The sequence below is a fragment of the Bradyrhizobium macuxiense genome (assembly GCF_001542415.1).
GTDB classification, from domain to species: domain Bacteria; phylum Pseudomonadota; class Alphaproteobacteria; order Rhizobiales; family Xanthobacteraceae; genus Bradyrhizobium; species Bradyrhizobium macuxiense.
Genome location: NZ_LNCU01000098.1, coordinates 1 through 20,761, shown reverse-complemented (window position 1 = coordinate 20,761; position 20,761 = coordinate 1). Strand labels below are relative to the sequence as shown.

General features: G+C 59.8%; 18 protein-coding genes and 2 pseudogenes. 9 read left to right on the top strand and 11 right to left on the bottom strand.

Annotation, left to right across the window (positions count from 1 at the left end; all coding sequences use genetic code 11):
* Window positions 1–1,565 precede the first annotated feature (1,565 nt).
* Window positions 1,566–2,786 (bottom strand): annotated as a pseudogene (locus tag AS156_RS29170) (IS701 family transposase).
* A 950-nt stretch (window positions 2,787–3,736) separates the two neighbouring features.
* On the opposite strand from AS156_RS29170, the gene AS156_RS29165 reads away from it, so the two are divergent.
* Both AS156_RS29165 and AS156_RS29160 read left to right on the top strand, forming a co-directional pair.
* On the top strand, window positions 3,737–4,033 hold the full coding sequence (locus AS156_RS29165) for an HdeA/HdeB family chaperone (protein ID WP_066511980.1): 297 nt from the start codon (window positions 3,737–3,739) through the stop codon (window positions 4,031–4,033).
* A gap of 23 nt (window positions 4,034–4,056) precedes the next feature.
* Window positions 4,057–4,350: an HdeA/HdeB family chaperone gene (locus AS156_RS29160; RefSeq protein WP_066511977.1), complete on the top strand. Its 294-nt coding sequence runs from the start codon at window positions 4,057–4,059 to the stop codon at window positions 4,348–4,350.
* Window positions 4,351–4,419: 69 nt separating this feature from the next.
* On the opposite strand, the gene AS156_RS45065 is transcribed toward AS156_RS29160, so the two are convergent.
* The 8 genes from AS156_RS45065 to AS156_RS43075 all read right to left on the bottom strand — a co-directional run bounded on the left by AS156_RS45065 (window position 4,420) and on the right by AS156_RS43075 (window position 11,222).
* The gene (locus tag AS156_RS45065; protein WP_136626499.1) at window positions 4,420–4,626 is read right to left on the bottom strand and encodes a hypothetical protein; all 207 of its coding nucleotides are present in this window, start codon (window positions 4,624–4,626) and stop codon (window positions 4,420–4,422) included.
* A 196-nt stretch (window positions 4,627–4,822) separates the two neighbouring features.
* On the bottom strand, window positions 4,823–5,707 hold the full coding sequence (locus AS156_RS29155; RefSeq protein WP_066511974.1) for a L,D-transpeptidase: 885 nt from the start codon (window positions 5,705–5,707) through the stop codon (window positions 4,823–4,825).
* Between the two features lie 9 nt (window positions 5,708–5,716).
* Entirely contained in the window at window positions 5,717–6,751 is a 1,035-nt protein-coding gene (locus tag AS156_RS29150; protein WP_066512354.1) for an amino acid ABC transporter substrate-binding protein, read from the bottom strand.
* Window positions 6,752–6,897: 146 nt separating this feature from the next.
* Entirely contained in the window at window positions 6,898–7,935 is a 1,038-nt protein-coding gene (locus AS156_RS29145; RefSeq protein ID WP_066511972.1) for an amino acid ABC transporter substrate-binding protein, read from the bottom strand.
* Window positions 7,936–7,988: 53 nt separating this feature from the next.
* Window positions 7,989–8,582 (bottom strand): L,D-transpeptidase, encoded by a 594-nt coding sequence (locus AS156_RS29140; protein ID WP_066511971.1) that lies wholly within the window; start codon window positions 8,580–8,582, stop codon window positions 7,989–7,991.
* Between the two features lie 282 nt (window positions 8,583–8,864).
* Window positions 8,865–9,581, bottom strand: coding sequence for an outer membrane protein (locus tag AS156_RS29135; RefSeq protein ID WP_160331161.1), 717 nt, complete (start codon window positions 9,579–9,581; stop codon window positions 8,865–8,867).
* Window positions 9,582–9,707: 126 nt separating this feature from the next.
* On the bottom strand, window positions 9,708–10,457 hold the full coding sequence (locus AS156_RS29130; protein WP_066511966.1) for an outer membrane protein: 750 nt from the start codon (window positions 10,455–10,457) through the stop codon (window positions 9,708–9,710).
* Between the two features lie 612 nt (window positions 10,458–11,069).
* A complete protein-coding gene (locus tag AS156_RS43075; protein WP_160331160.1) occupies window positions 11,070–11,222 on the bottom strand; it encodes a hypothetical protein in 153 nt (50 codons plus the stop codon).
* Window positions 11,223–11,444: 222 nt separating this feature from the next.
* On the opposite strand from AS156_RS43075, the pseudogene AS156_RS29125 reads away from it, so the two are divergent.
* The 6 genes and pseudogenes from AS156_RS29125 (at window position 11,445) to AS156_RS29100 (ending at window position 15,924) form a co-directional block, all read left to right on the top strand.
* Window positions 11,445–12,122 (top strand): annotated as a pseudogene (locus AS156_RS29125) (helix-turn-helix domain-containing protein).
* A gap of 111 nt (window positions 12,123–12,233) precedes the next feature.
* Window positions 12,234–13,034 (top strand): DUF2092 domain-containing protein, encoded by an 801-nt coding sequence (locus AS156_RS29120; protein WP_066511963.1) that lies wholly within the window; start codon window positions 12,234–12,236, stop codon window positions 13,032–13,034.
* A complete protein-coding gene (locus AS156_RS29115) occupies window positions 13,031–13,324 on the top strand; it encodes a hypothetical protein (RefSeq protein WP_066511960.1) in 294 nt (97 codons plus the stop codon). The genes AS156_RS29120 and AS156_RS29115 overlap by 4 nt, the downstream gene beginning before the upstream one ends.
* A gap of 592 nt (window positions 13,325–13,916) precedes the next feature.
* A complete protein-coding gene (locus AS156_RS29110; RefSeq protein WP_066512351.1) occupies window positions 13,917–14,549 on the top strand; it encodes a response regulator transcription factor in 633 nt (210 codons plus the stop codon).
* A 156-nt stretch (window positions 14,550–14,705) separates the two neighbouring features.
* On the top strand, window positions 14,706–15,119 hold the full coding sequence (locus AS156_RS29105) for a response regulator transcription factor (RefSeq protein ID WP_245313120.1): 414 nt from the start codon (window positions 14,706–14,708) through the stop codon (window positions 15,117–15,119).
* Window positions 15,120–15,492: 373 nt separating this feature from the next.
* Window positions 15,493–15,924: a hypothetical protein gene (locus AS156_RS29100; RefSeq protein WP_066511959.1), complete on the top strand. Its 432-nt coding sequence runs from the start codon at window positions 15,493–15,495 to the stop codon at window positions 15,922–15,924.
* Between the two features lie 853 nt (window positions 15,925–16,777).
* On the opposite strand, the gene AS156_RS46120 is transcribed toward AS156_RS29100, so the two are convergent.
* Together AS156_RS46120 and AS156_RS45050 are read right to left on the bottom strand one after the other, a co-directional pair.
* Window positions 16,778–17,383 (bottom strand): methyltransferase domain-containing protein, encoded by a 606-nt coding sequence (locus AS156_RS46120; RefSeq protein WP_430641820.1) that lies wholly within the window; start codon window positions 17,381–17,383, stop codon window positions 16,778–16,780.
* 265 nt (window positions 17,384–17,648) lie between these two features.
* The gene (locus AS156_RS45050) at window positions 17,649–19,013 is read right to left on the bottom strand and encodes a hypothetical protein (protein WP_245313117.1); all 1,365 of its coding nucleotides are present in this window, start codon (window positions 19,011–19,013) and stop codon (window positions 17,649–17,651) included.
* Window positions 19,014–19,658: 645 nt separating this feature from the next.
* Between AS156_RS45050 and AS156_RS29085 the strand changes: the two genes are divergently transcribed.
* A partial coding sequence (locus tag AS156_RS29085) for an IS701 family transposase (protein WP_066500704.1) occupies window positions 19,659–20,761 on the top strand: 1,103 nt, incomplete at its 3' end.

Genomic DNA, 20,761 nt, shown 5'->3' with positions numbered 1-20,761 from the left:
TCTCACGCCAGATGGAGCGTATTATCCTGGCATCTAATGCTCAAAGCTGTATTTGAACAAGCGGAGTTATCCGACAGCCACCCTGTCCCAACGCCGCCAGCCGACCATAAGGCTCGCCGCCACATTGCGCGCCGAATTATCAAATGCGCCGAGAAGGGCGATCAAACTCTCGGTGGCCTAACCGAAGCCGGGCGAGCGGCCGCCTTGGAGCTAACGTCTGAGAAGGCTGCTTGGCCGGGAACTCTCGCTGGCTAACCATTTTGGCCACCCCCAGCCGGACGGAGCAAACGTTTCGCCACATTTCCCGGCCTGCATGAGGCGTTCAATGTGAAACGGGATGCCCCATGCGCAGATTGCTTCTTGGAATAACGCTCACCCTGCCGATCGCCTTAGTGACCTCGCCAGCATCGGCATTCCCCCGATCGCCGGCTCCTTCGCTCGCACAGGGCGCCACAAACAATACCGATCTCATCGAAGTGAGAGGCGGACATGGCTACGGTTGGGGACACGGCTGGGGCCATAGCTATGGCTATCGACCATTCGGCTGGAGCCGTGGCCGCAAGCTCGGATGGCGCGGACATGGCTGCCCACCCGGTCTCTGGAAGCAGGGGCGGTGCTGATCCAAAGCCCTGGGGTGAGACGCCGCCGCCTGGCTTTTCGAGCCCGGCGGGCAACTGGGAACGCGAACGTTGAGTCCGCCGAGCTTCGTGTCTTCGGAGCAACGGCGACTACGGGAATGGTCGCGCAGCAGCGGTGAGGCCGAGGCTGCCCTAGCGTGTTGGGACGTAAGGTAGCGAGTGGCGCACACGACACGATTCGAACGTGTGGCCTTTGGTTTCGGAGGGCAACGCTCCTCCCAGCTCAAATGGTCACCATTAATGAGTGTCGGTATCGGTGGTTGCGCCTCCCCGCAACCAAGTTGGTGAAAAACCCCAGCAATCTGAATGGCTTGCTGGGGTTGTTTTTTGCTCCTAATCCGTCCGCAATAACATCAATGACTTAGCTCATACGTTCATATCACCCCGCAACAACACATGATGCCGTCATCGCGTGAACTACGGTCGCCAAGCGCAACGCTTGCTGAAGCGATGGCGAAACTCAGCGCGGCCTGCGAGCTGGGATTCGTTCATTCCGGCGAAGTCGCGGTGCCTGTGCTCTTTGCTCTCGTTCGGACTGCTCACGTGCCATCTGACGACCGATCAGACGAGCAAGCGTCCTGAGGGCCTGATCTGCGCTCGAAATAGCGGAAGTGTCCCCGCGTTCGCGACAGTGCGGATCGGAGCGATCTTGTATGCAGCGGTGCTCATCGCAACTCGCAGATGGCGCTGACTTCGTTCCAAAATCGCCCGTCCGCGCAGCGTACGGATCGCCGGTCGCCTTCCTCATCAGCATCGGCGCCTCTTCTGCCTAGCATTACAGTTGCAATTCTTTCTTGAGATGGGCTTTGCGCGCAGTTGCCTGATGAGCCCTGCGCCAAAACGACCATGCGAGGACGCGGGCGTGCGGGATGCGCCGCTGGGCGAGCTTCGTGGCGATGCGCCGGATTTCTTGGATCGACCAGCGGATCAAGAACGATGCGTCGGTCGCGGCCGCTGTCGCTTTTTTGAGCAACGGCCCGGTGTTGGCCCGATGACGGATGACAGCCATCATGGCGAAGGCAAGCATGACGAGTGAGACAGGGCGATGCCAGCCATGCCAGGAGCGCGTTTCGTTGTGATCAAGGCCGAGCTCGTTCTTGGCGGTTTCGAAGCTGTCCTCGATGGCCCAGCGATGGCCTTCCACCGATACCAGCTTCTGCATGGACGTGCCCTTGGGGCACCATGTGGAGAAAAAGGCCAAGCTGCCGTCGGCGATGTTGCGGCGGATCAGAAGACCCCGCGTCCATTCTCCGGCAAGGTCGTCGTTGTATTCGCTGGCTTCGAGATCGGCCAGCTCGAGATAGGCCCAGTCGTGCCAGCGCGGGCCTTTGGTCCCTCCGCCGGACGACAGGCGGCGCCAGGCCTTTTTGGGAAGGCTCTGCGCGATCGCGGCGGCGGTGCCGGCGACAGGCCGCTGCTTGCCCCAGGAGCGGAACACGTGATTGGACGCAACACCCAGGACATAGCCTTTGCCCGCCTTGCGCAGCAGGGTTTCGATCTATCCAGTGCCATACACGCTGTCCGCCGCCACGAACGAAAACGGCACGTTGGCCGCGGTCGCGCGAGTGATCATCTGACGCGCGATCTTGGGGTTCGTCGCAAAGCCCACATCGCTCGGTACATGCGCGGCTTTCAGGCGAGCGGAGTCGTCCGTCCATTCTTTTGGCAGGTAGAGCGCCCGGTCGATGAAGGCATGGCCATGCCGTGACACATAGGAGGCGAACACTCCGATCTGGCAATTCGTGATCTTGCCCGCCGAGCCAGTGTACTGGCGTGCGGCCCCGCACGAGGCCTTGCCCTGTTTCAAAAAGCCGGTCTCATCGATGACCAGGACCGCGTCCTCATCGCCAAGCGTCTCCAGTGCGTACTCACGCACAATGTGGCGCAGCGCGTCGGCATCCCAATGCCCTCGGCCAGAATCGCCTGCTGGCGCCACGGGCCTGGATCGCCAGCCGCCTCCGCCCGCATCCAACCCGTCTTGCGCGGCTCGTTACCCAACAGTCCGTCGAGAAACTGCCACGCCGAGGTCGCGACCCGCTCCTGCGTAAACAGCGGACGGATGCGTTGCTTGGCATCTCGCAACGAGGAAGCCCACAGCGTCAGCGTATCTTCAACCGACGCACCACCAATCATCAGATCCCGAATCATGGTCACCCATGGATTCAGAATCCTCAATCAATTGCAACTGTAATGCTAGGACGAATCCCTGCGCCAAGGTGTCCATTGACAACACAGACCCTGGGCTGCCGTCGCAAGCCCGCTCATAACCACAGTCGCGATCGGCTTTTGCACTTTGGCTCCCGTAGCCGCGCGTCAGACGGCTCTGTTGCTCGACCCGAACCGCTTGTTGGGATTCGCGACGGCCTCGCAAATTGCCTCCCCACTGAATGTCGCTGCTATGCCCCGAATGGAGCAAGAGATCGCGAGCCAAGACGCGCAAATGGCAGCTTCAATACCGTCGCAGCAGGCCACGCGCCACGCTGGCATCGCCATAGTCGGCGCAGGCCGCTCTCGAGCTTTTTTGTCAAGTCCGCCTGGACTCGGTTGAACGTTTTGCTGGCGCCTCGGACACCTCAGGGCGGAATCTACTCGGGTCGTAGTCATTGCCATCGTGGGCCTTTATAGCCGCGTCATAGGCGCCGATCATTGCCATCGCGGCACCGGTACTGCCGAGAAGCCTGGAGCCGAGTTGGACAGCGCCAGCACCATTGACCTCGTAGCCGGTGCATCGTCGTTCGAGCACTGCGGCTACGGTGACGAGTTGGTCGAGGAACGTCGCCTCGGCACGCAGAGCGTCGCGGCCAGCGCCTGCACGGGAACGATCATCGTGAGCAGCGCGATACCTGACAGTTCAAGTTTCATTGTCGCAGCTCTCTTCGGCCGTTCAACACTTCCACCCGTTGCTTGGCATAGGCGCAAGCCAGGTGGTGCCTAAGTCAGACCAGACCAGAGCCGTGGCAAGAAGCCCCAAACCAGACATCCCACTCGAACGACGGAGATCAAGTCCTGGTGCGCTGATGTTGCGCTAGATCAAGCCATGCCACGGAGCCTTCGCGTTAATCACCTCACTACACTTACTGTAACAAGGGAGCATTCTTATGGAGAAGTTGGCTGCAGGGTTGTTTCTTGCAGGCGTTACGATGGCGAGCCCTGTGCACGCTCAAACGAGTGTCGACATGGCGCGCATCACCTGTGCACAGTATCTCGCAATGTCCACGGGCGACTCTGCCGTGTTCTCCGCGTGGATGAGCGGGTGGTTCAATCAAAAGAAGGGATACGCATTTGTAGATCTCAACGCCTACGCACGAAACGTCGCAAGCGTAAAGGCGTGGTGCGCCACCAATCCCACTCAAACCGTGATGGCTGGCCTTGAGCGCTCTACGGCCGGCCAGTGATCAAAACAAATCGGAAGATAGTCATGAAGCTCTCAATCGTCGCCGCTACCGCCGTCGCGCTCCTCGCCATGAATTCGGTTGCCAAGGCACAAGTGGTGGTCGACCTGTCCCTCATTACCTGCAAGCAATTGTTGGAGTCAGATCGGGAAAGACAGGCGCTGATCAGCTCGTGGATGGCGGGGTATTTCAGCGCGTCAAAGAACCTCAGCGTTGTTGATTTTCGCTACGTCGAGCGCAACGGCAAAGTCGTTGGCAACTACTGCAAGACGCACAAGTCAGATACCGTCATGAACGCGATGCAGAAGAACTGGCGCTGACAATTCACTCCGGACTCACAAACTTTGGACAGCCCCGCTTTTCCAAAGTTTGTGACGGGAGATGAGCTCTCAGCGACGTCCAACGCGGTCGATGGGGCCGCCGCGATTCATTGGCGTTCCCGGTCGGACCGCCTCTCGAGCGGCGGCGCGGGCGACCGGGCGTGGCCGAAGCACCACGCCGGCGCTTGCTACACAGCCTACCGGATAGTCAACATATTGGCAGTAGATCACGGCATTCGCCGATCTGCTGGTGGCTGTGACACCAAGGGATCGCAGTGCTGAGAGCCAGACTAGCGCATGTCAGTGACAATCGAATCTGTCGCATATTTCCCCTCTATCCCGTTACAGGATGCCGAACGGAGCAATCAGCTCGGCTTCCGTTGTCGTCGGCTCGGTTGGGCATCAGGCTTGACTTAGATCAACCATCCTCCAGATCTCCTGAATTGACGAGCGCGCAGTCACACTGCTGCGACTAACTGACAAACACCACGCGCGTTTCCAGCGGAACCCGCCGGTACAGGTCCTCGACGTCCTCGTTCACCAGCCGGATGCATCCGGAGGCGACCAGATGGCCGATTGTTTTCGGCGAGTTCGTGCCGTGGATGAGCAACCCGGGCTTGTCCAGCAGCAGCGCGCGGGCGCCCAGCGGACTGCCGGGGCGGCCGGTCGACGGAAGCAACGAGTCCGCGTCTTTCATGCTCGCGGCCGGACTCTTCCAGTCGGGCCATTCAAGCTTGTTGGTGACGTGGAAGAAGCTGCCGCCTTTCAGGCACTCCGGCGCGACTCCGATACCGTAGCGACGCGCGGAATTGTTCGAATCGATCAGATAGAGAAAGCGGTTTTCGCGATCGACCACGATCGACCCCGGGACAACGGTGGTACGATAGAACACCACTTGGCGCTGATACGCGAAAGGCAGGTTTTCGCCCGTAGAGCCGCCGTCAACTCCGGGTTTCAGATCTGTCGCGACGGTGTCGTCTCGTCCGCGCGGTGCCTTTGTTGCTGATGCCGTCGCGCCGCCGCCAATGGGGCCCCTGCTTGCGACAAATCCGTAAATCAGGGCCGCCAGGGCGAGAGTGGCGACAACCGCGGAGGCGGTGACGAGTAGCGGCTTCCATTTTTTGTCCGGAGACAAAGCCCCATTGACGTCAGTCGAAAATTTCACCTCCTTGGCGGCGAGCTCATCCTCGATCCGCCGGATGGCGTCGGCGAGCGCGGCGGCGTGCGACGAGACAACTTGGGGCGCAAGGGGGGATCTCTTGATGAGGTTATAGGCGTTCTCGTAGATTTGGTCGCGCGCGCCTGCGTCCTTGCCCGCCACAGCCTTTGTCAAGAGCGAGTAATAGTCCACATTCATCGGCGTTCCCTACCTGACGGGAGGCGCGTACTGGATTCCGCCCTGGGTCCAGAGCGCATTAAGTCCGCGCGGGATGCTGAGATACGACTGCGTTCCGACGTTTCTCTCGTAGATTTCTCCGTAGTTGCCTACGGAACGAACGACACGCGCGGCCCAGTCCTTCTCGAGCCCCAGTTGCTGACCGAACTCACCTTCGCTTCCGACGAGGCGCCGGATGTCGGGATTGGTAGATCTTGGCGCGTCGTCGATCGTCGCCGATTTGACGCCCAGCTCCTCGGCATTGATCAGCGAGTAGAGCGTCCATTTGACCAAATTGAACCACTGATCGTCGCCCTGCCGTACCGCCGGCCCCAGCGGTTCCTTAGAGATGATTTCCGGCAGGATGATGTGACTGTCGGGAACCGCGAGCTTGAGACGTTCCGCGTAGAGCTGCGAAACGTCGCTCGTTAGTACATCGCACTTGCGTTCCTCATATGCCCTGCGGCTCTCCTCAGCAGTGCTGAGTGTCAGCACATTCAGCGGCATGGCGTGAGCACCGAAATAGTCCGCCAGATTGAGCTCGCTGGTCGTGCCGGTCTGGGTGCATACCGTCTTACCGCCAAGCTGCAGGGCGGTATCGATGCCGGCCTCCCGGCGCAGCAGAAAGCCCTGGCCGTCATAGTAAGCGATGCCAGTGAACATCAGGCCAAGCGAAGTCTCGCGCGACATGGTCCAGGTCGAGTTGCGCGATAATACGTCGATCTTGCCTGACTGCAGCGCGGTGAAGCGCGTCGAGACGTCGAGCGGCACGAACGTCACCTTGTCAGGATCGCCAAATATTGCGGCCGCAACTGCACGGCAGATGTCGACGTCAAGGCCCGTCCAGTGGCCGCTGTCGTCTTGGCTCGAAAAGCCTAGCAATCCCAGTCCGACACCACAATTGACCGCGCCGCGCTCCCTGACGGCATTCAGCGTCTGCGCGTGCACTTCCGGGCTATCTGCCACGAACAAGACAAGCAGTATTCCAGCAAGGAGAGCGAAGGGGCGTCTTGTGCAATCGAACATTCCGTTCTCGCGTTCGGCGCGACCTGCCGGACGCGTCATGCTGGGGAAGAGGCAGACATCCAGTGTTTGCCGCCCGCGCACGCCAGGCTTGATATGGATCAATCCCCGGCGGGCATCATGTCGCCGCGAGATCGGCCGTGATGCTCTTAGCGTATTGGCGGCGCGTACTGGACGCCGCCCGCGTTCCAGAGCTGGTTCATGCCGCGCGGGATCTTCAGCTTGGAGTCGGCGCCGACATTGCGGTCGTAGACCTCGCCGTAATTGCCGACATGCTTGATGATGCGCACCGCCCAGTCCTTGGTCAGGCCGAGATCCTCGCCATAGGAGCCTTCGGTGCCGACCAGGCGCATCACCTCGGGCTTCTTCGACTTCAGTGCCTCGTCGATGTTCTTCGAGGTGACGCCGAGCTCCTCGGCGTTGATCATGGCGTAGAGCGTCCACTTCACGATCATCATCCAGTCGTCATCGCGCTGCCGGACCACTGGCGCGAGCGGCTCCTTGGAGATGATGTCCGCCAGGATCATGTGATCGTTCGGCTTGGAGAGCTTTAACCGCAGCGCATAGAGCTGCGAGGCGTCCGACGTCAGCGTATCGCACTGGCCGGAATCATAGGCTTTCACGACATCATCGGGCTTGCCGAACTTCATCTCCGTGTACGTCATGTTGTTGGTACGGAAATAGTCGGCGAGGTTGAGCGCGGTGGTGGTGTCCGCCTGGACGCAGACCTTGCTGCCATTGAGGTCGAGCGCGGAATCGATCTTGCGTGCGCGCGGCAACATGAAGCCCTGGCCGTCATAATAGGCTACCGCGGGGAAATAGAGGTCGTAATTGACCTCGCGCGACATGCTCCAGGTGGAGTTGCGCGAAAGGATGTCGACCTTGCGGTTCTGCAATTCCTTGAAGCGCTCGCTGGCGTCGAGCGGCACGAACTTCGCCTTCGACGGATCGTCGAAGATCGCGGATGCCACCGCGCGGCAGAAATCGACGTCGAAGCCGGTCCAGTTGCCCTTGTCGTCCGGGTTCGAGAAGCCCGGCAAGCCCTTGTTGACGCCGCACAGCACCTCGCCCCGGCGCATGGTGCGCTTCAGCGTCTTCGTATCGTAACGTTCATAGGTGATGGCGGCGGCCGCAACCAATACGGCGACCGCGAGCCCGATGGTCAGGCCGCCTCGAAATGTGCGCATGGATTGTTTTTCTCGCGAATGATCGGGAAAATCGTGTCGTGAGCGGGCTAGGATTACAGTTCGGGCTTCTGGCGGATGATCACCTTGGTGCCGACGGGAACGCGGTTATAGAGATCGGCGACGTCGTTGTTGACGAGGCGGAAGCAGCCGGAGGAGACGGCGGTGCCGATCGTGTCGGGCCGGTTGGTGCCGTGGATGCGGTAGACCGTGGTGCCGAGATACATGGCGCGGGCGCCGAGCGGATTGCCCGGGCCGCCGGCCATGAAGCGTGGCAGATAGGGCTGCCGGGCGATCATCTCCGGTGGCGGCACCCAGTCCGGCCACTCCGCCTTGCGGGTGATGGTCACCAGCCCCTGCCACTGAAAGCCTTCGCGGCCGACGCCGATGCCGTAGCGGAGCGCACGGCCATTGCCCTGCACGAGATAGAGGTGGCGCTCGGCGGTCGCGACGATGATCGTGCCGGGCGCTTCATTGCTGCGGTAATAGACGACCTGCTTCTGCCACTCCGGATCGAGCTGGTAGCCGTCGTCGGCGATCAGGCCGGGCTCGTCGGCGTCGGGTCGGCTTTGCGCATGGCCTTGTACGCTCGACAAAGCGAGACCGAACGCTGCGATGAGCATCCAGATCATCTGACGGAAATTGGTCATACAAAGTCCTCCTATGACGTCGCGTCATATCTCGCATCGAGATTGTGACAAGCATATTTGATTCAGATCAAATGACGGCTCGGCGCTCCAGGGCCTTGCTGCTTACCGATCGACACGGCGCCGTCTCATTCGCTTCGAACTCGGGCAGGGCCCTCTCTTCCGCGAAGTAGCGACTCTTTCAACAGGAGCGACCAAAGCAGAGCACGCTGCTTGCAGCGATCGAGACTGCGAGCACAAGGCTCTTGCAGCGCGAGATTGCCTGCGCCAGGATTCAGTTCACTCTTAGAACTTGAAGCCGATCCGTGCATTCACTTGATTGTTGTTCAGTTCCTGGGTGAAGCCGACAAGTCCAAGATTGAGGATGGGCATTGGATAGATGAAGGATTTCGACTCAAATCTTGAGTACCGATACTCCAGCCCAGCGAACCAGTTGTTCGTAAAGGCGTAATCCACGCCGGCGCCGGCCGTCCATCCCGCCCGCGTGCCGTCGCCGCCGATCGAGATTCCTGTCGTAGGAACGGAGGTCTCGTCTGATACGAACGCGGCACCTCCAGTAACGTAGAACAGCGTGCGATCGGCCGCGTAGCCGAGCCGCCCACGGACTGAGCCACCCCATTTGCTGTGCGCCGTAAGGAAGTCTCCGGTCAGGGAGGTGTAGCGGACTTTGCCGACCGTCCAGCCTTCGAAGTCACCTTCAACACCGAGCACCAGATTGCCCATCTGGTAGTTGTAGCCGGCCAGGATCCCGTAGCTCATGCCATCCTTGCTGGATGTGGACGAAACGACGAAAGGCCCGCCGAACACCAACGCTCCGGTCGTGTATTCGGGGTCCGTTCGTAGCCAACCCAGTTCACCTCCAAGATAGAATCCCGTCCACGAGAATGCCGGTACATAGGCGGGGGCGACCGGTTCTGCTCGAGCTGGAAGATCAGCAGCGGCCGCTCCTGACAAGCTGACAATGCTCACAGCAACGGAAAGAAGGGCGACACGACGAAACACCGTTGCCTCATTCAGCTAGGGGCAATACTTCCGGAGCAATCGATGCCTTTGGAATCGAGCTCTTCCTGCGATGCCAAGCCCCGGCAAATGATTGCCGGGGCTTCAAGTCTGTCTGCGACTTCGAGATCAGTACTTCGCTACGATCGGCCCGCCGAAGCGATAGTTCAGGTGGATCGTCAGCAGGTCGACGTCTTGACCAATCCGGTTCTGAGCGCCTGCCACGATCGGATTGACGACAGAGAAGGAATTGTTCGCGTCACCCATAAATAGCCGATCGTACTCGATGCCGACAGACCAGTTCGGGGCGAAGCCATAGTCGAACCCGACACCCAATGCGCCACCCCAACGAGTGGCAGTAGCGGAGGCCACGCCTATGCCACCGACCGTGGTCCACACGTCGTAGCGATTGCTTGTCACCGCGGCGCCGCCCTTCAGATAGATGAGAGCCGCATCCCAGGCGTAACCAATCTGGCCGGTGATGAGACCGTAAGCGTCCACCTTCGTCGTGGTTGAGAAGGCCGGATTGACCAGGCTCTGACGAGAGGTTTGCAGGTCGGCCCAATCACCCTGTCCTTCAAGGCCGAAAACAAACTGTCCCATCTGCCAACGGTAGCCGATCTGACCACCGAACACTCCTCCGCCTCGGGTGCTGCACCCATCAGAAATAACGGCGCCGGCTACCGGCACGAGCCCCCAGCAATTGCGGCTCTGACCCCACCCGCCATTGGCGCCGATATAGAAGCCGGTCCAATCATAAACTGAGGTCAAAGCGGGCGGGGGCGCCTTAACCGGGCGCGCCGCAAGATCAGCAGCCGAGGCATGGCCACCCAGACCCAGCGCCGCCATGCCAACCGTGGCAAGTAGAAATCTCTTCATTTCACCGTCTCCGTGAGTGCAAACTATCAAGCTAAGTCGCCGCTATAGATCACGGGTATCAAGACCCCCGTGCCAAAATGGCAACACCTAGTCGGAAACCACCGTCGCAGATTGGTGGAGCTTAGTCCGCACTTTCGCCGGACTACTACGACGCCTCGCTCTTTCCCTCGCAAGTCCAGTCAAAGATGCAGTCCGAAGAAATGAGCCGTTTGGGCGAATGGGGATTGATTGTGCCCGCGAAGACAACGCGGCATTCGGCGAGTAGGCCGCGCGCAAACTTCTTAGCGTCTGCTTCGCTTTCGAACGTTCTCGTTTCCCGAGGACTTCGCCTTTTGGGCAACGTGCTGCCTCTGCGGACCTCGAAAGTGACGTACCAGAGTGGCGGCATCTAAGACCAGAATGACGGAATACGACACGACAGTAATGCAGCAGACACAATCTCTCGTGCATTGTCCCTTGGGACAATGACCTTAGGGACAGCATGGTCGTTTCCCTCAGCATGGCGAGGGCGTCGTGCCGCTCAATCGATTTCAATTGGTTCAGAGGTCCTGATGCTCGCTTGCATACCGAGTATGAACCAAAAGAACTGCTCCGGTGATCCGGGACGCAGTTCTAGGCGAGCAAGACCTGCATGCCGGAAAGATCAACGGTGCCCATGCGGTCGATGCGTCCGCTGCGGTTCATTCGCATCCAGGCTGAAAGGCCATCGGCAAGTAACGAGACGATCGAGAAGCAGCCGCGCTTGAAGGACGTTCGTCGACTCATCGAGGACTACGCCAACGAACTGAGAGAGATCATCGAGAGGCTCCGTAAGCGACTGAATTGAGATCATGCGCGGCACGATCCGAGAATCATTGCGCAATGATCAAACTCGCAAAATCGGCCTGTTGCATTGTCCCTTGGTACAATGACCTTTGAAGCCACCTTAAATTAGGATATTCTCTCGCGAAATATCCCGCGCCTGCAGATTTATCAGGGGTGTCAGCTTTGCTTGTGCGCATGACGACAGACCAGATTCCTGGTGCTGTTACACTTGGCGAGTTCGGCATGGCGAGCAGTTCGAATCCGCAGTCTTGTTGAATTTACGTACTCGAAAGGGACCGAAATCTACGGCGAGAATGAGCCGGCGGACTATGTGTATCAAGTCCAAAGCGGCGCTGTGCGAAGCTACAAGTTGCTGATCGATGGAAGGCGCCAGATTGGTGCGTTTCACCCGGTTGGCGATATTTTCCGATTGGTGAACGGCGAAACGCATCGATTCACGGCCGAAGCGGTCGTTACAACGATGCTTCGTCTGGTCAAGCGGCAAAGCCTTGAGGGGATGGCCCGGGCCGATGACGCTCTCACGCGCAACCTGCTCAGCATGACCACCAGAAATCTTCAACACGCCGAAGATCACGTGCTTCTTCTGGGACGGAAGGATGCGCTGGAACGAGTAGCGACGTTCCTCCTCGAAATGGACAGGAGCTTACCGCCGCGGGCGTCATGACACTCCCAATGTCGCGTCGAGACATAGCCGACTACCTTGGTTTGACGCTGGAAACTGTATCTCGCGCGTTGTCCCGATTGCGGCGAGTGGGAGTCCTTGACTTCGTGGGTCAAACACAGCGCGGAATCAGAATCCTCGACCGGGGGCAACTTCGTACGTTCGATCGGCAAGGCTAGTCTGCAGACTGAGCCAAAGATGGTCCGCTGGCTGAGTTTCGAGGCTTGATCCAAATCAACGTTCGATTGCGCAGCGGTTTCACGTTGGTCGCAGGCCCATGGAGTATTGACATGAAGAGCACAAGACGTCGCGCACTTATCCGCAGTTCGGCAACGGTTGCCTCGGCTGCCATACTAGCGTTCGCGGCCGGTCGCGGCGCACGCGCCGATGATTCCGCAAGCCTGCTCAAGGCAATGACGGACTATACCGCGGCACAGAAATCGATCACGGCGACGTTCGACAGCGACATCGAGGTCATTACGCCCGAGCTGCAGAAGATTCAGTTCGCCAGCTCAGGGCAATTGAGCATGACTCGGCCTGACAAGCTCCGGTTCAAGCGCACCGGGGGATATAGCGATGTCGATCTCGTCTATGACGGGAAAACCGTCTCGCTCTACGGCAACAATGCCAAGGCCTATGTGCAGGCGGATGCGCCCGGCACAATCGACCAGCTCGTCGACGTCCTCCAGGCAAGGACAGGTGCCGCGATGCCCGGCACCGATCTGCTGCTGTCCAATTCGTTCGAGGTGCTGACATCCGACGTCATCGAAGGCCATCATGTCGGTCAGGGCGTCGTCGATGGCGTGGAGTGCGAGCATCTTGCGTTTCGCGGACATGATACAGACTGGCAGATCTGGATCCAGACGGGTGCGCAGCCAATCCCGCGCAAATATGTGATCACCAGCAAGACCCTTGCCGGGGCACCGCAATACACGTTGCGGATCAAGGATTGGAAGACCGACGCCGCCGCGAATGCGGACACCTTCACCTTCAAACCGCCGGAGGGCGCGACGAAGGTCAGCCTCGATTCCAACGCGATGATCGAATTTGACGAAGTGCCTGCAGGCACAATTGATGGAGCCAAGAAATGACCATCTCGATTCGCAAGACGCTTGTGCTTCTCACCGCCGCCGTGGCCCTTGCGGGAGGGCTCCTCTGGAACGGCACCGTTGATGTCAAACAAGGGCTGGTCTCCACCTCAGAAGCACGGGTGGGACGACCATTGACGCCAATGAGCTATGCCGGAGTCGCACGGCGAACCACGCGCCGCGCGGTCTACGGCACTGCGGCCGCCACGGCAGCCGCGGCCGGTGCCTATGCCGTCAGGCCGGGTTGCGTTCAGGTGACCAATGCCTATGGCCAAGTCGTTACCAAATGCTAACTTGGCGGCTTCCTGCCAATCGCTTCAGTTCGCAGCATATAAGCGCCTCACCCCGACACTGTGGGTGAGGCGCCGTCCAAGTTCGCCGCCGTTATCCAGGCTTGCTTGTCGACTTCCGACTTGAACTCGTCACGCATACGCTTTGGTGTGCACCCAGCCGGCGGTCGGGTTCAACGACCTCGATCGGGGGGGGCGGCCGATGCCTATCCAATGGTCGTCGCGTCGAGCTTGGTCACGTTCCGCACGTTGTCGCCGCCGCCAGACCTCGGCGGTTTGGGCTAGTAGAGGGTAAGGCTACCCGCGTCCATTTGATTTTCCATTGCGCGGACAATGCAGCGACACACCAGGGCAGAAGCCAGCCCGGCGGGAATCCGTATTTCGTTCATCCGCGCCGCTGGCGGTTAGGCGGACGCAAGGGCAACCTTTATGGAGTTTTAATCCGTAGAAATCCGGATTGCCGACTCACACAGCCGGAAGCGAACGATTGACCTTCGACAAATCCGCCATTTCGAATCAATGGTTCAATGGCCATTGTTCCTATGTCTGGTCGACCAACCTCCTTTCCTTGGTGTCGGCCGCCGAGGAGAGAGAGTTGCCCCGCCGCATTCACGTGGTTGACGACGATGCGTCGTTTCGAACAGCGATCGAGCGTCGGCTTAAGCTTGCGGGCTACAATGTTGCGACCTATTCGTCGGCCCAGGATTTGCTGGATCGGCTTCCGGGCAATCAGGGGCTCGGATGCATTCTGCTTGACGTGCGCATCCCCGGCCTGAGCGGGCCCGAACTCCAAAGCCGCCTTATCGAGCTCGGTTCGATCCTTCCAATCGTGTTCCTGACCGGGCACGCCGATACCGCGACGACCGTGAAGGCAATCAAGGCGGGCGCCGAGGATTTTCTCACGAAGCCTGTCTCATCGGACCAGTTGATTGACGCGATCGAGCGCGCCGTGGCGCGCCAGAAGCTCGCTCTCAGTCAACGCAGCAAGCTTGACTCGCTTCGTGCCCTCGTCTCAGCGCTCACGCCGCGCGAGCGTCAAGTGTTTGAGTTGATCGTGCGCGGCAAGCTCAACAAGCAGATTGCTCACGAGCTCGGAACGACCGAGCGTACCGTGAAGGCGCATCGCCACCAGGTCATGGAAAAGATGCGGGTCCGGTCCCTTGCAGAACTGGTCTCGATCGCGGAGCGACTTGGCACGTCCGATCCCGCAACAGATCCCGGCGGGTAGTGCTGGCCTCGTTGCAAGTTACCGTCCATTGTCCTGTCCAAAGGGACAATATGAGCGCCCTGAGACGAGGCGTATCTCGGAATTCGCGGTGGACGACCGAGAGTATCGGCCGGAGAGTGGAGTTCGCCGCAAGCGACCGATCCGCCGGAGTTTGCGGTGCCGGATCAGCAACCTCGGAAATCGAGACCGATCGCCTTGCCGACGCAGAACGTTGTTTTCGTCGTGGACGGCAATCCCTCGATGCTCAGGGGGATCAAGCGGTTGTTGAGGGAGCACGGCTTTGAATCCGAACTGTTCGAGACGGCTGGAGGATTGCTGAGTTGCGGAGACTTCCGTAGAGCCGTCTGTCTCATTCTCGATATTAATCTCAGCGATGGCTCCGGCATTGAACTGCGACGTCTCATCGCAAATTTGGGGGGCGACTTGCCTGTCATCTACATTACCGGGAACGATAAGCAAGCGACCCGCATGGCGGCGATGGAATCGGGGTGCATCGCCTATCTGATCAAGCCGTTCACGGCGCAGTCTCTGATCCAGCCGATTGAGAGGGCGCTGGCGACCAGATCTTAATTCGTGGCCGCTTCGGTCATTGGTCGATGGCCTGGCAACGTGCTGAGCGACCGAAGGCCGCCGAGATCGTGTTTGAAACGCGCGGCTGCTTGACTTGGATCAAAGGTACGGGCGGGGGCGTGGCTTAACGAATCCGTTCAGTGACCATCAGAGGCCCTTCCATGTTCAACGCCAGGTCCGCACGCATCGACCGACTCTTCGTCGGACCGGGGGTGAGCCGACGATTGGCGTGACTTGGTTGATGCCGCTTTGCCCTGGACCGAATTCCCGGTCGGCTACGCGGTGTCGGGCATCCTGCTCACCATTTTCGGCTATTTCGCATTGCTGCTCGCGCAATAGCTCCCTATCGCACTGATCCCTTGAGGAGAAAGATATGAAGGCTCGTCTGCTCGTTGCCCTGATTGCATTGGTGGTCGGTTCGGCTGGTTTTAGCGCGTCTTCGCGAGCCGAAACCGGTGCCGTCGCGGTGATCTTCACCAAGGGTGGCTTCATCGTGGGCGTCGGAGGCGGCGAGGGCATACTGACGCTCCGTGGCAAGCACTACCCGTTCACCGTGTCGGGCATGAGCGTCGGCTTCACTATCGGTGCCTCCACCACCAAGCTCGTCGGGCACGCGATCAATCTGAGGGGGCCGGCCTCGATCGAAGGCTCCTACACCGTGGCCGGAGCCGGCGGTGCGATCGCGGCCGGCGCGCAAGGCGTGCAATTGCAGAATGCCAACGGCGTCATCCTGCAGCTCAGCGGTCCCAAGGTCGGCGCGGAGGTATCCGCAGCCGTGGGTGGGGTCACGATACGGCTAAAGTAGAAATCGACGCGAAGCGAGCAGGCCGCGAGTTTGCGGCGTGGATTGTCTCGTCCCGTCCAGGACGGCTCAGAACCTCTCTGGCAAGGCGACCCTCTCGTCGAGATTGGTCGCCCGCTGGATGCGGCGCAAGGCGGCTCGTGCCCGCGAGGATCGGTTGATCCAATATCAAATGACACTTGCCCATTGGTCACAGCGCGTGGCCCTCACTCAGGACCGATACACGGATCGCGAGGACAATATTGAACGAACAACTTCACCCGATGGCCCCCTGCCGTGCGATCTCGGCACCGAATACGGGCCGGGTTTTCGATTTTCCACGACGGAGGCCGCTTTCGCCTGACCTGCAGCCGGAGCTCTTTCAACTTTCGCCTTTGTGAGGGTAAATCTGCACTCGCCCCACGGCTACCGAACTGAGATATCGGGTTTGGTTGGTGTGGGGAAAGGCGGTAGCGCTCCACTTGCTCGAACCCCCGAAAGCCCTCGGTCTGCTATTCGGCCATTCCGAAGGAGATAAATCCCCATTGCGGGCTCAATGTCGGCTAATGCAGGCAACTGTCGGAATGGCCGTTGATCTTCCCACGAAAGGCAAACGCCGTAGCGTTATCGTCGCTCGCTTCAGTATGCTGGGCAAGGATAAGCAGGGTTGTTTCGGCATTTCCCCGGTGCTTCGATGCGGGCTAGGTGGATTTGGCTCTGCTGTATCATACTTCAGCCTCACTGCGGCAGCCGACCCGTAAGCCGAAAGAACAAGTTCGACGTAACCTGCACGCCAGGCCGGGACAGGTGGTTTTCGAGCGCTTCAATATCTCGCTCCAAGTCCTCCCGCTTGATGAACCCGCCACCCACGAGCTTGTCACGAACATTGCCAATCAGGCCGTATGGGAACGAGCGACGCTCGTGGCCGGTTGGGAAGACGTGAATGATCGCGTCGACTTGGATATCGACTACGCCGCGCATCGCGGAATAGCCGGTGGAGGTGCCGCCCGACTGATAGATCGATCCCTTGCGCTTGCGCATAGGCGGAATATGCGTCGAGCAGGCGTGTCCATGCGGGCAACGGCGGGTCGAAACAGTGTGGAACGTAATCGGCCTCGAAGCTGGCGACCCACCCGCCGGGGCGCACGAGCGAAACGAACTCGTGCACGATCCGCCCCGGCTGTGGCAGGTTGACGAGCAGCAGCCGCATATGAGCACCGTCGAAGCTGGCCTTGGGCAACCTTGTATTATAGGCGTCGCCCTCTCGGACCTCCACCTGCGGCAGTCCGCAATCCGTAACGAAGCGGCGTGCCAGTTGCGCGAACTGGTTGCTTCGGTCGATGCCAAGCACGGACCCATTTGCCCCAACGCGCTCCGCAAGAAGGTGCAGAACGCCTCCTGGTCCGCAACCGAGGTCGACGACTCTTTCGCCGTTCTTGATTCCGATTCGATCCAGCTGCGTGTCAGAATCAGAGGCAAGCATCACAATTTGACGCTTGAGCCGCTCCACCTCAGCGCCGCCCCGACCGAGCAAGTAGTTGTCTGGATTCATTGTTGTCCTTCGACCATCGGGTTTTCGATTCTTCTGAGTCCGATCAGGTCAGGTTTGTGGAATTTGTTGTTGGATGCAAGGATGTTACTTGCTTCCTCCTCCAGCCAGGCCGGATACCGCCGAGCCTCAATGAAAGCGCCAGGCTATGCTGTTCGACTGCCGGAACTGTGGTGTTTCACGTAGGGGCCAGAGACGGCTAGGCCACGTTATAGCCTGGCGTGAGCAGGTTATTCGGATCGTATCGCCGCTTGGCGCCAAGCAACCGCGGCCATGCAGATCCGAAATGCATCCGCCAATCATCCGGCGACATTGGAAGCGCGCTGACCGGGTACAACACGCCGCCAGCCTCGCGAGCGCGCTCGTAGATGCTCCGGTTGTCAGCGATCATCCGCTCGATCTGCCTGGTGTCTTTCGAGACGGGAATTCGGATGACGTTGAAGACAAAAACCACAGCTCCGTCGGGCATCCGAACCAGCGGCGCACGGAATGCTTCACGTCGCAGGGGATAGAAGGTGACGCGACCGAACGGCCCAAGGTCCCCGTGGCTTAATCTTCCTATGATCTCGCGTGCTATCTGTATAGCATTGGATGCAGGCAGGAACGTGAGCAGCCAAGGTTGCGGGTTAAACCAGTTCCCTCTGGCGCGCAGTAAGGCCTCGAATTTTGCGAAAGCATGCGCGTCGTCGCTGTAACCAAAGTCAAATGTCTCAGTTGCACTGCGGACGTTTGACAGGCCTTTAAGTGCGGCGTGGTCATCGGGTGCATTGTGGTCGTGGAAAATAGCGGTTTCGAGCAGGTATCGCCAACCGCCGTTGCCGTCGGGTAGAATGGCTCCTTGCAATTGGTCGAAGCGTTCGTCGGCGAGAAGACGCTGCTGATCCTGCGTCGGTGTGGCGAGATCGGGATAGTGCAACTGCATGCATCGGACCCGCTCCGGCGCACGTATCAAGCGTAGCGTAGCTTGCGTAATGATGTCGAGATTGATCAGTTCGTCGCGATGCGCGCCGAGCAGTTCGCAGGATCGCAGCATGGTGACCAACTCGCACTTGAGCGCGAGGCAGATCCGGCGGTCCCATGGCAAGTCGTCGCGGTCGAGACCGTGGCAGAAAGTCCTGATCTCGTCGGGCGAGAGAACGCGGGTGCGCGGATGTTCCGGGTCGAATTTCGGCAAGTTGACGCAGGGGCTCGCGGTTACATAGTCGCGGCCGGCCTCGGCCGCCCAGTTGAACAGGCCTGAGGCCGCGCGGCGCATGTGGCGGGCATTGGCGATCGAGGGAACGCCGATCTTGCCGGCGACGATGTCGTTCGACAGGCTCGCGATGTCGTGCTTGGTGACCTCGCTGGCGAGCTTCTTGCCGAGCCGGGGGCTGAGAAACCGCCGCAGATGGCTGGCGACGTTCTCCCACGTCTCGATCCGGGGCCGCATTTCCCCGTCCGGCTTGCGGACCGGCACCTGCATCCACTCGATCCGCTCCTCGATGATCTCGTCGACCGTCTTGCCCCGTTTGGCCTTCGCCGCCTTCTGCTCGCGGAAGGTCTCGGCCAGCGCCTCGCCGCCCATGGCCTTGAGGCCGCAGACCTTGCTGCGGGCATCCTCGACGGTGAAGGTCTCGGGGTTATAGGTACCGAGCCATCCGGTGCGCTGCTTGCCGGTCTGCCGATCGATGAACTTGAAGGAAAAAGGTCGCAACGCCGGCCCTGGTGATGCTGACGTAGAGGCCCGGGCATTCGCGATCGTAAAACTTGACCCGCTTGGCGACGCGCTTTGGCACATGCGATCGGTCAGGATGACCTGCCATTGCGGCCGCGCTTGCCAGTGGGTTCAGTGGTCGTGGTAGTATCCATTACGGCTTCAGGCTCCCAAAGAGTTTGGACCATGGGCTCGGCCTCGGGCCTCTCAGTCTCCGTGGAAGGGTTGAGAGAGGCTTGGGCCGGGCCCTAGATTTGACGAAACCCGCCGAAGCAGCCCGAAACAGGCTAGGCAAAAACCGCTTGTTTTAAAGGCTTTTCTTAGTTTCGGCGCGTTTCACCGAATGCCAAAATATAGACGTGCAGTCCTGATGAATGAAGCTGACGTTTGGGTAGTCCTCACCGAGACGCTGATCGAGCGAGACACTGTTCGCCGATGTGACGTCGAGGGGCGGTCGCCACGGCGGCCTAGCATTACAGTTGTGTTTTCTGAGAGTTTCTGAATCCATGGGCAACCATGATTCGAAGATTGTGGGCGCAGGCAGCGTCAGTTGAAGAGACGCTTGCGTTGTGGGCTGCGTCGCTTCGGGAGGTTAAGAAGCGGATACGTCCGCTGTTCGGGCAAGAACGTGTTGCGAGGAACGCGGGCCTGTTTCTGGAAGGTCTGCTCGGTGATGAGCAACGCAAGACCGGTTGGATGCGCGCGGAGGCCGCTGGCGATCCTGGTCCTTGGCGGCAACAGGCGATCTTGGGTCGCAGCGATTGGGATGCCGATGCCTTGCGCGATATTGTCCGCGACTATGTGATGGAGCATTTGGCAGACGACGATGCGGTCCTCGTCATCGACGAGACCGGCTTTCTCAAACAGGGGAAGGCGTCGTGCGGCGTGGCGCGGCAATACACCGGTTCGGCAGGCAAGATTACGAACTGCCAGATCGGCGTGTTCGCTACCTACGTTTCGCGTCATGGCCATGCGTTCATCGATCGCGCATTATATCTTCCGAAGGAATGGACCGACGATCCAGATCGCCTGGAAGCCACATACGTGCCTGCCGACGTCGGTTTTGCGACCAAGCCAAAGCTTGCGACGAGAATGATCGCACGGGCGATAGCGGCGTCTGTCCCATTCAACTGGGTTGCCGGCGATACCGTTTACGGTGTTGGCGACCTCGAACAGCAATTGCGTCGGGCCGGCAAGGGCTACGTGCTTGGGGTCAACAGCGCTCATGTATTCCGATCCTGGGGCAAGCGACCGCCGGTCGCCGGGACGGCTGCGGAACTCGCCCGGACGCGACGCCCATCCGACTGGAAGCGCCTGTCGGCCGGTGCCGGAACCAAAGGACCGCGGCTGCACGATTGGTGTTATCTCGAACTAGCCGATCTCGATGCCGAAGAATTCAACAGCGTCGATCAAGGTCTTTGGACACGCGGTCTGCTGATCCGGCGTCGTATCGCTGATGATGACCTCGCCTTCTTCTCGACCTGGTGCCCGGCAGGAACATCAATTGAAACGCTGGTCGCGGTCGAAGGCCATCGATGGGCGATCGAAGACAGCTTTGAAACTGCGAAAAACGAATTCGGGCTCGATCACAACGAGAGCAGATCCTGGCATGGCTGGCA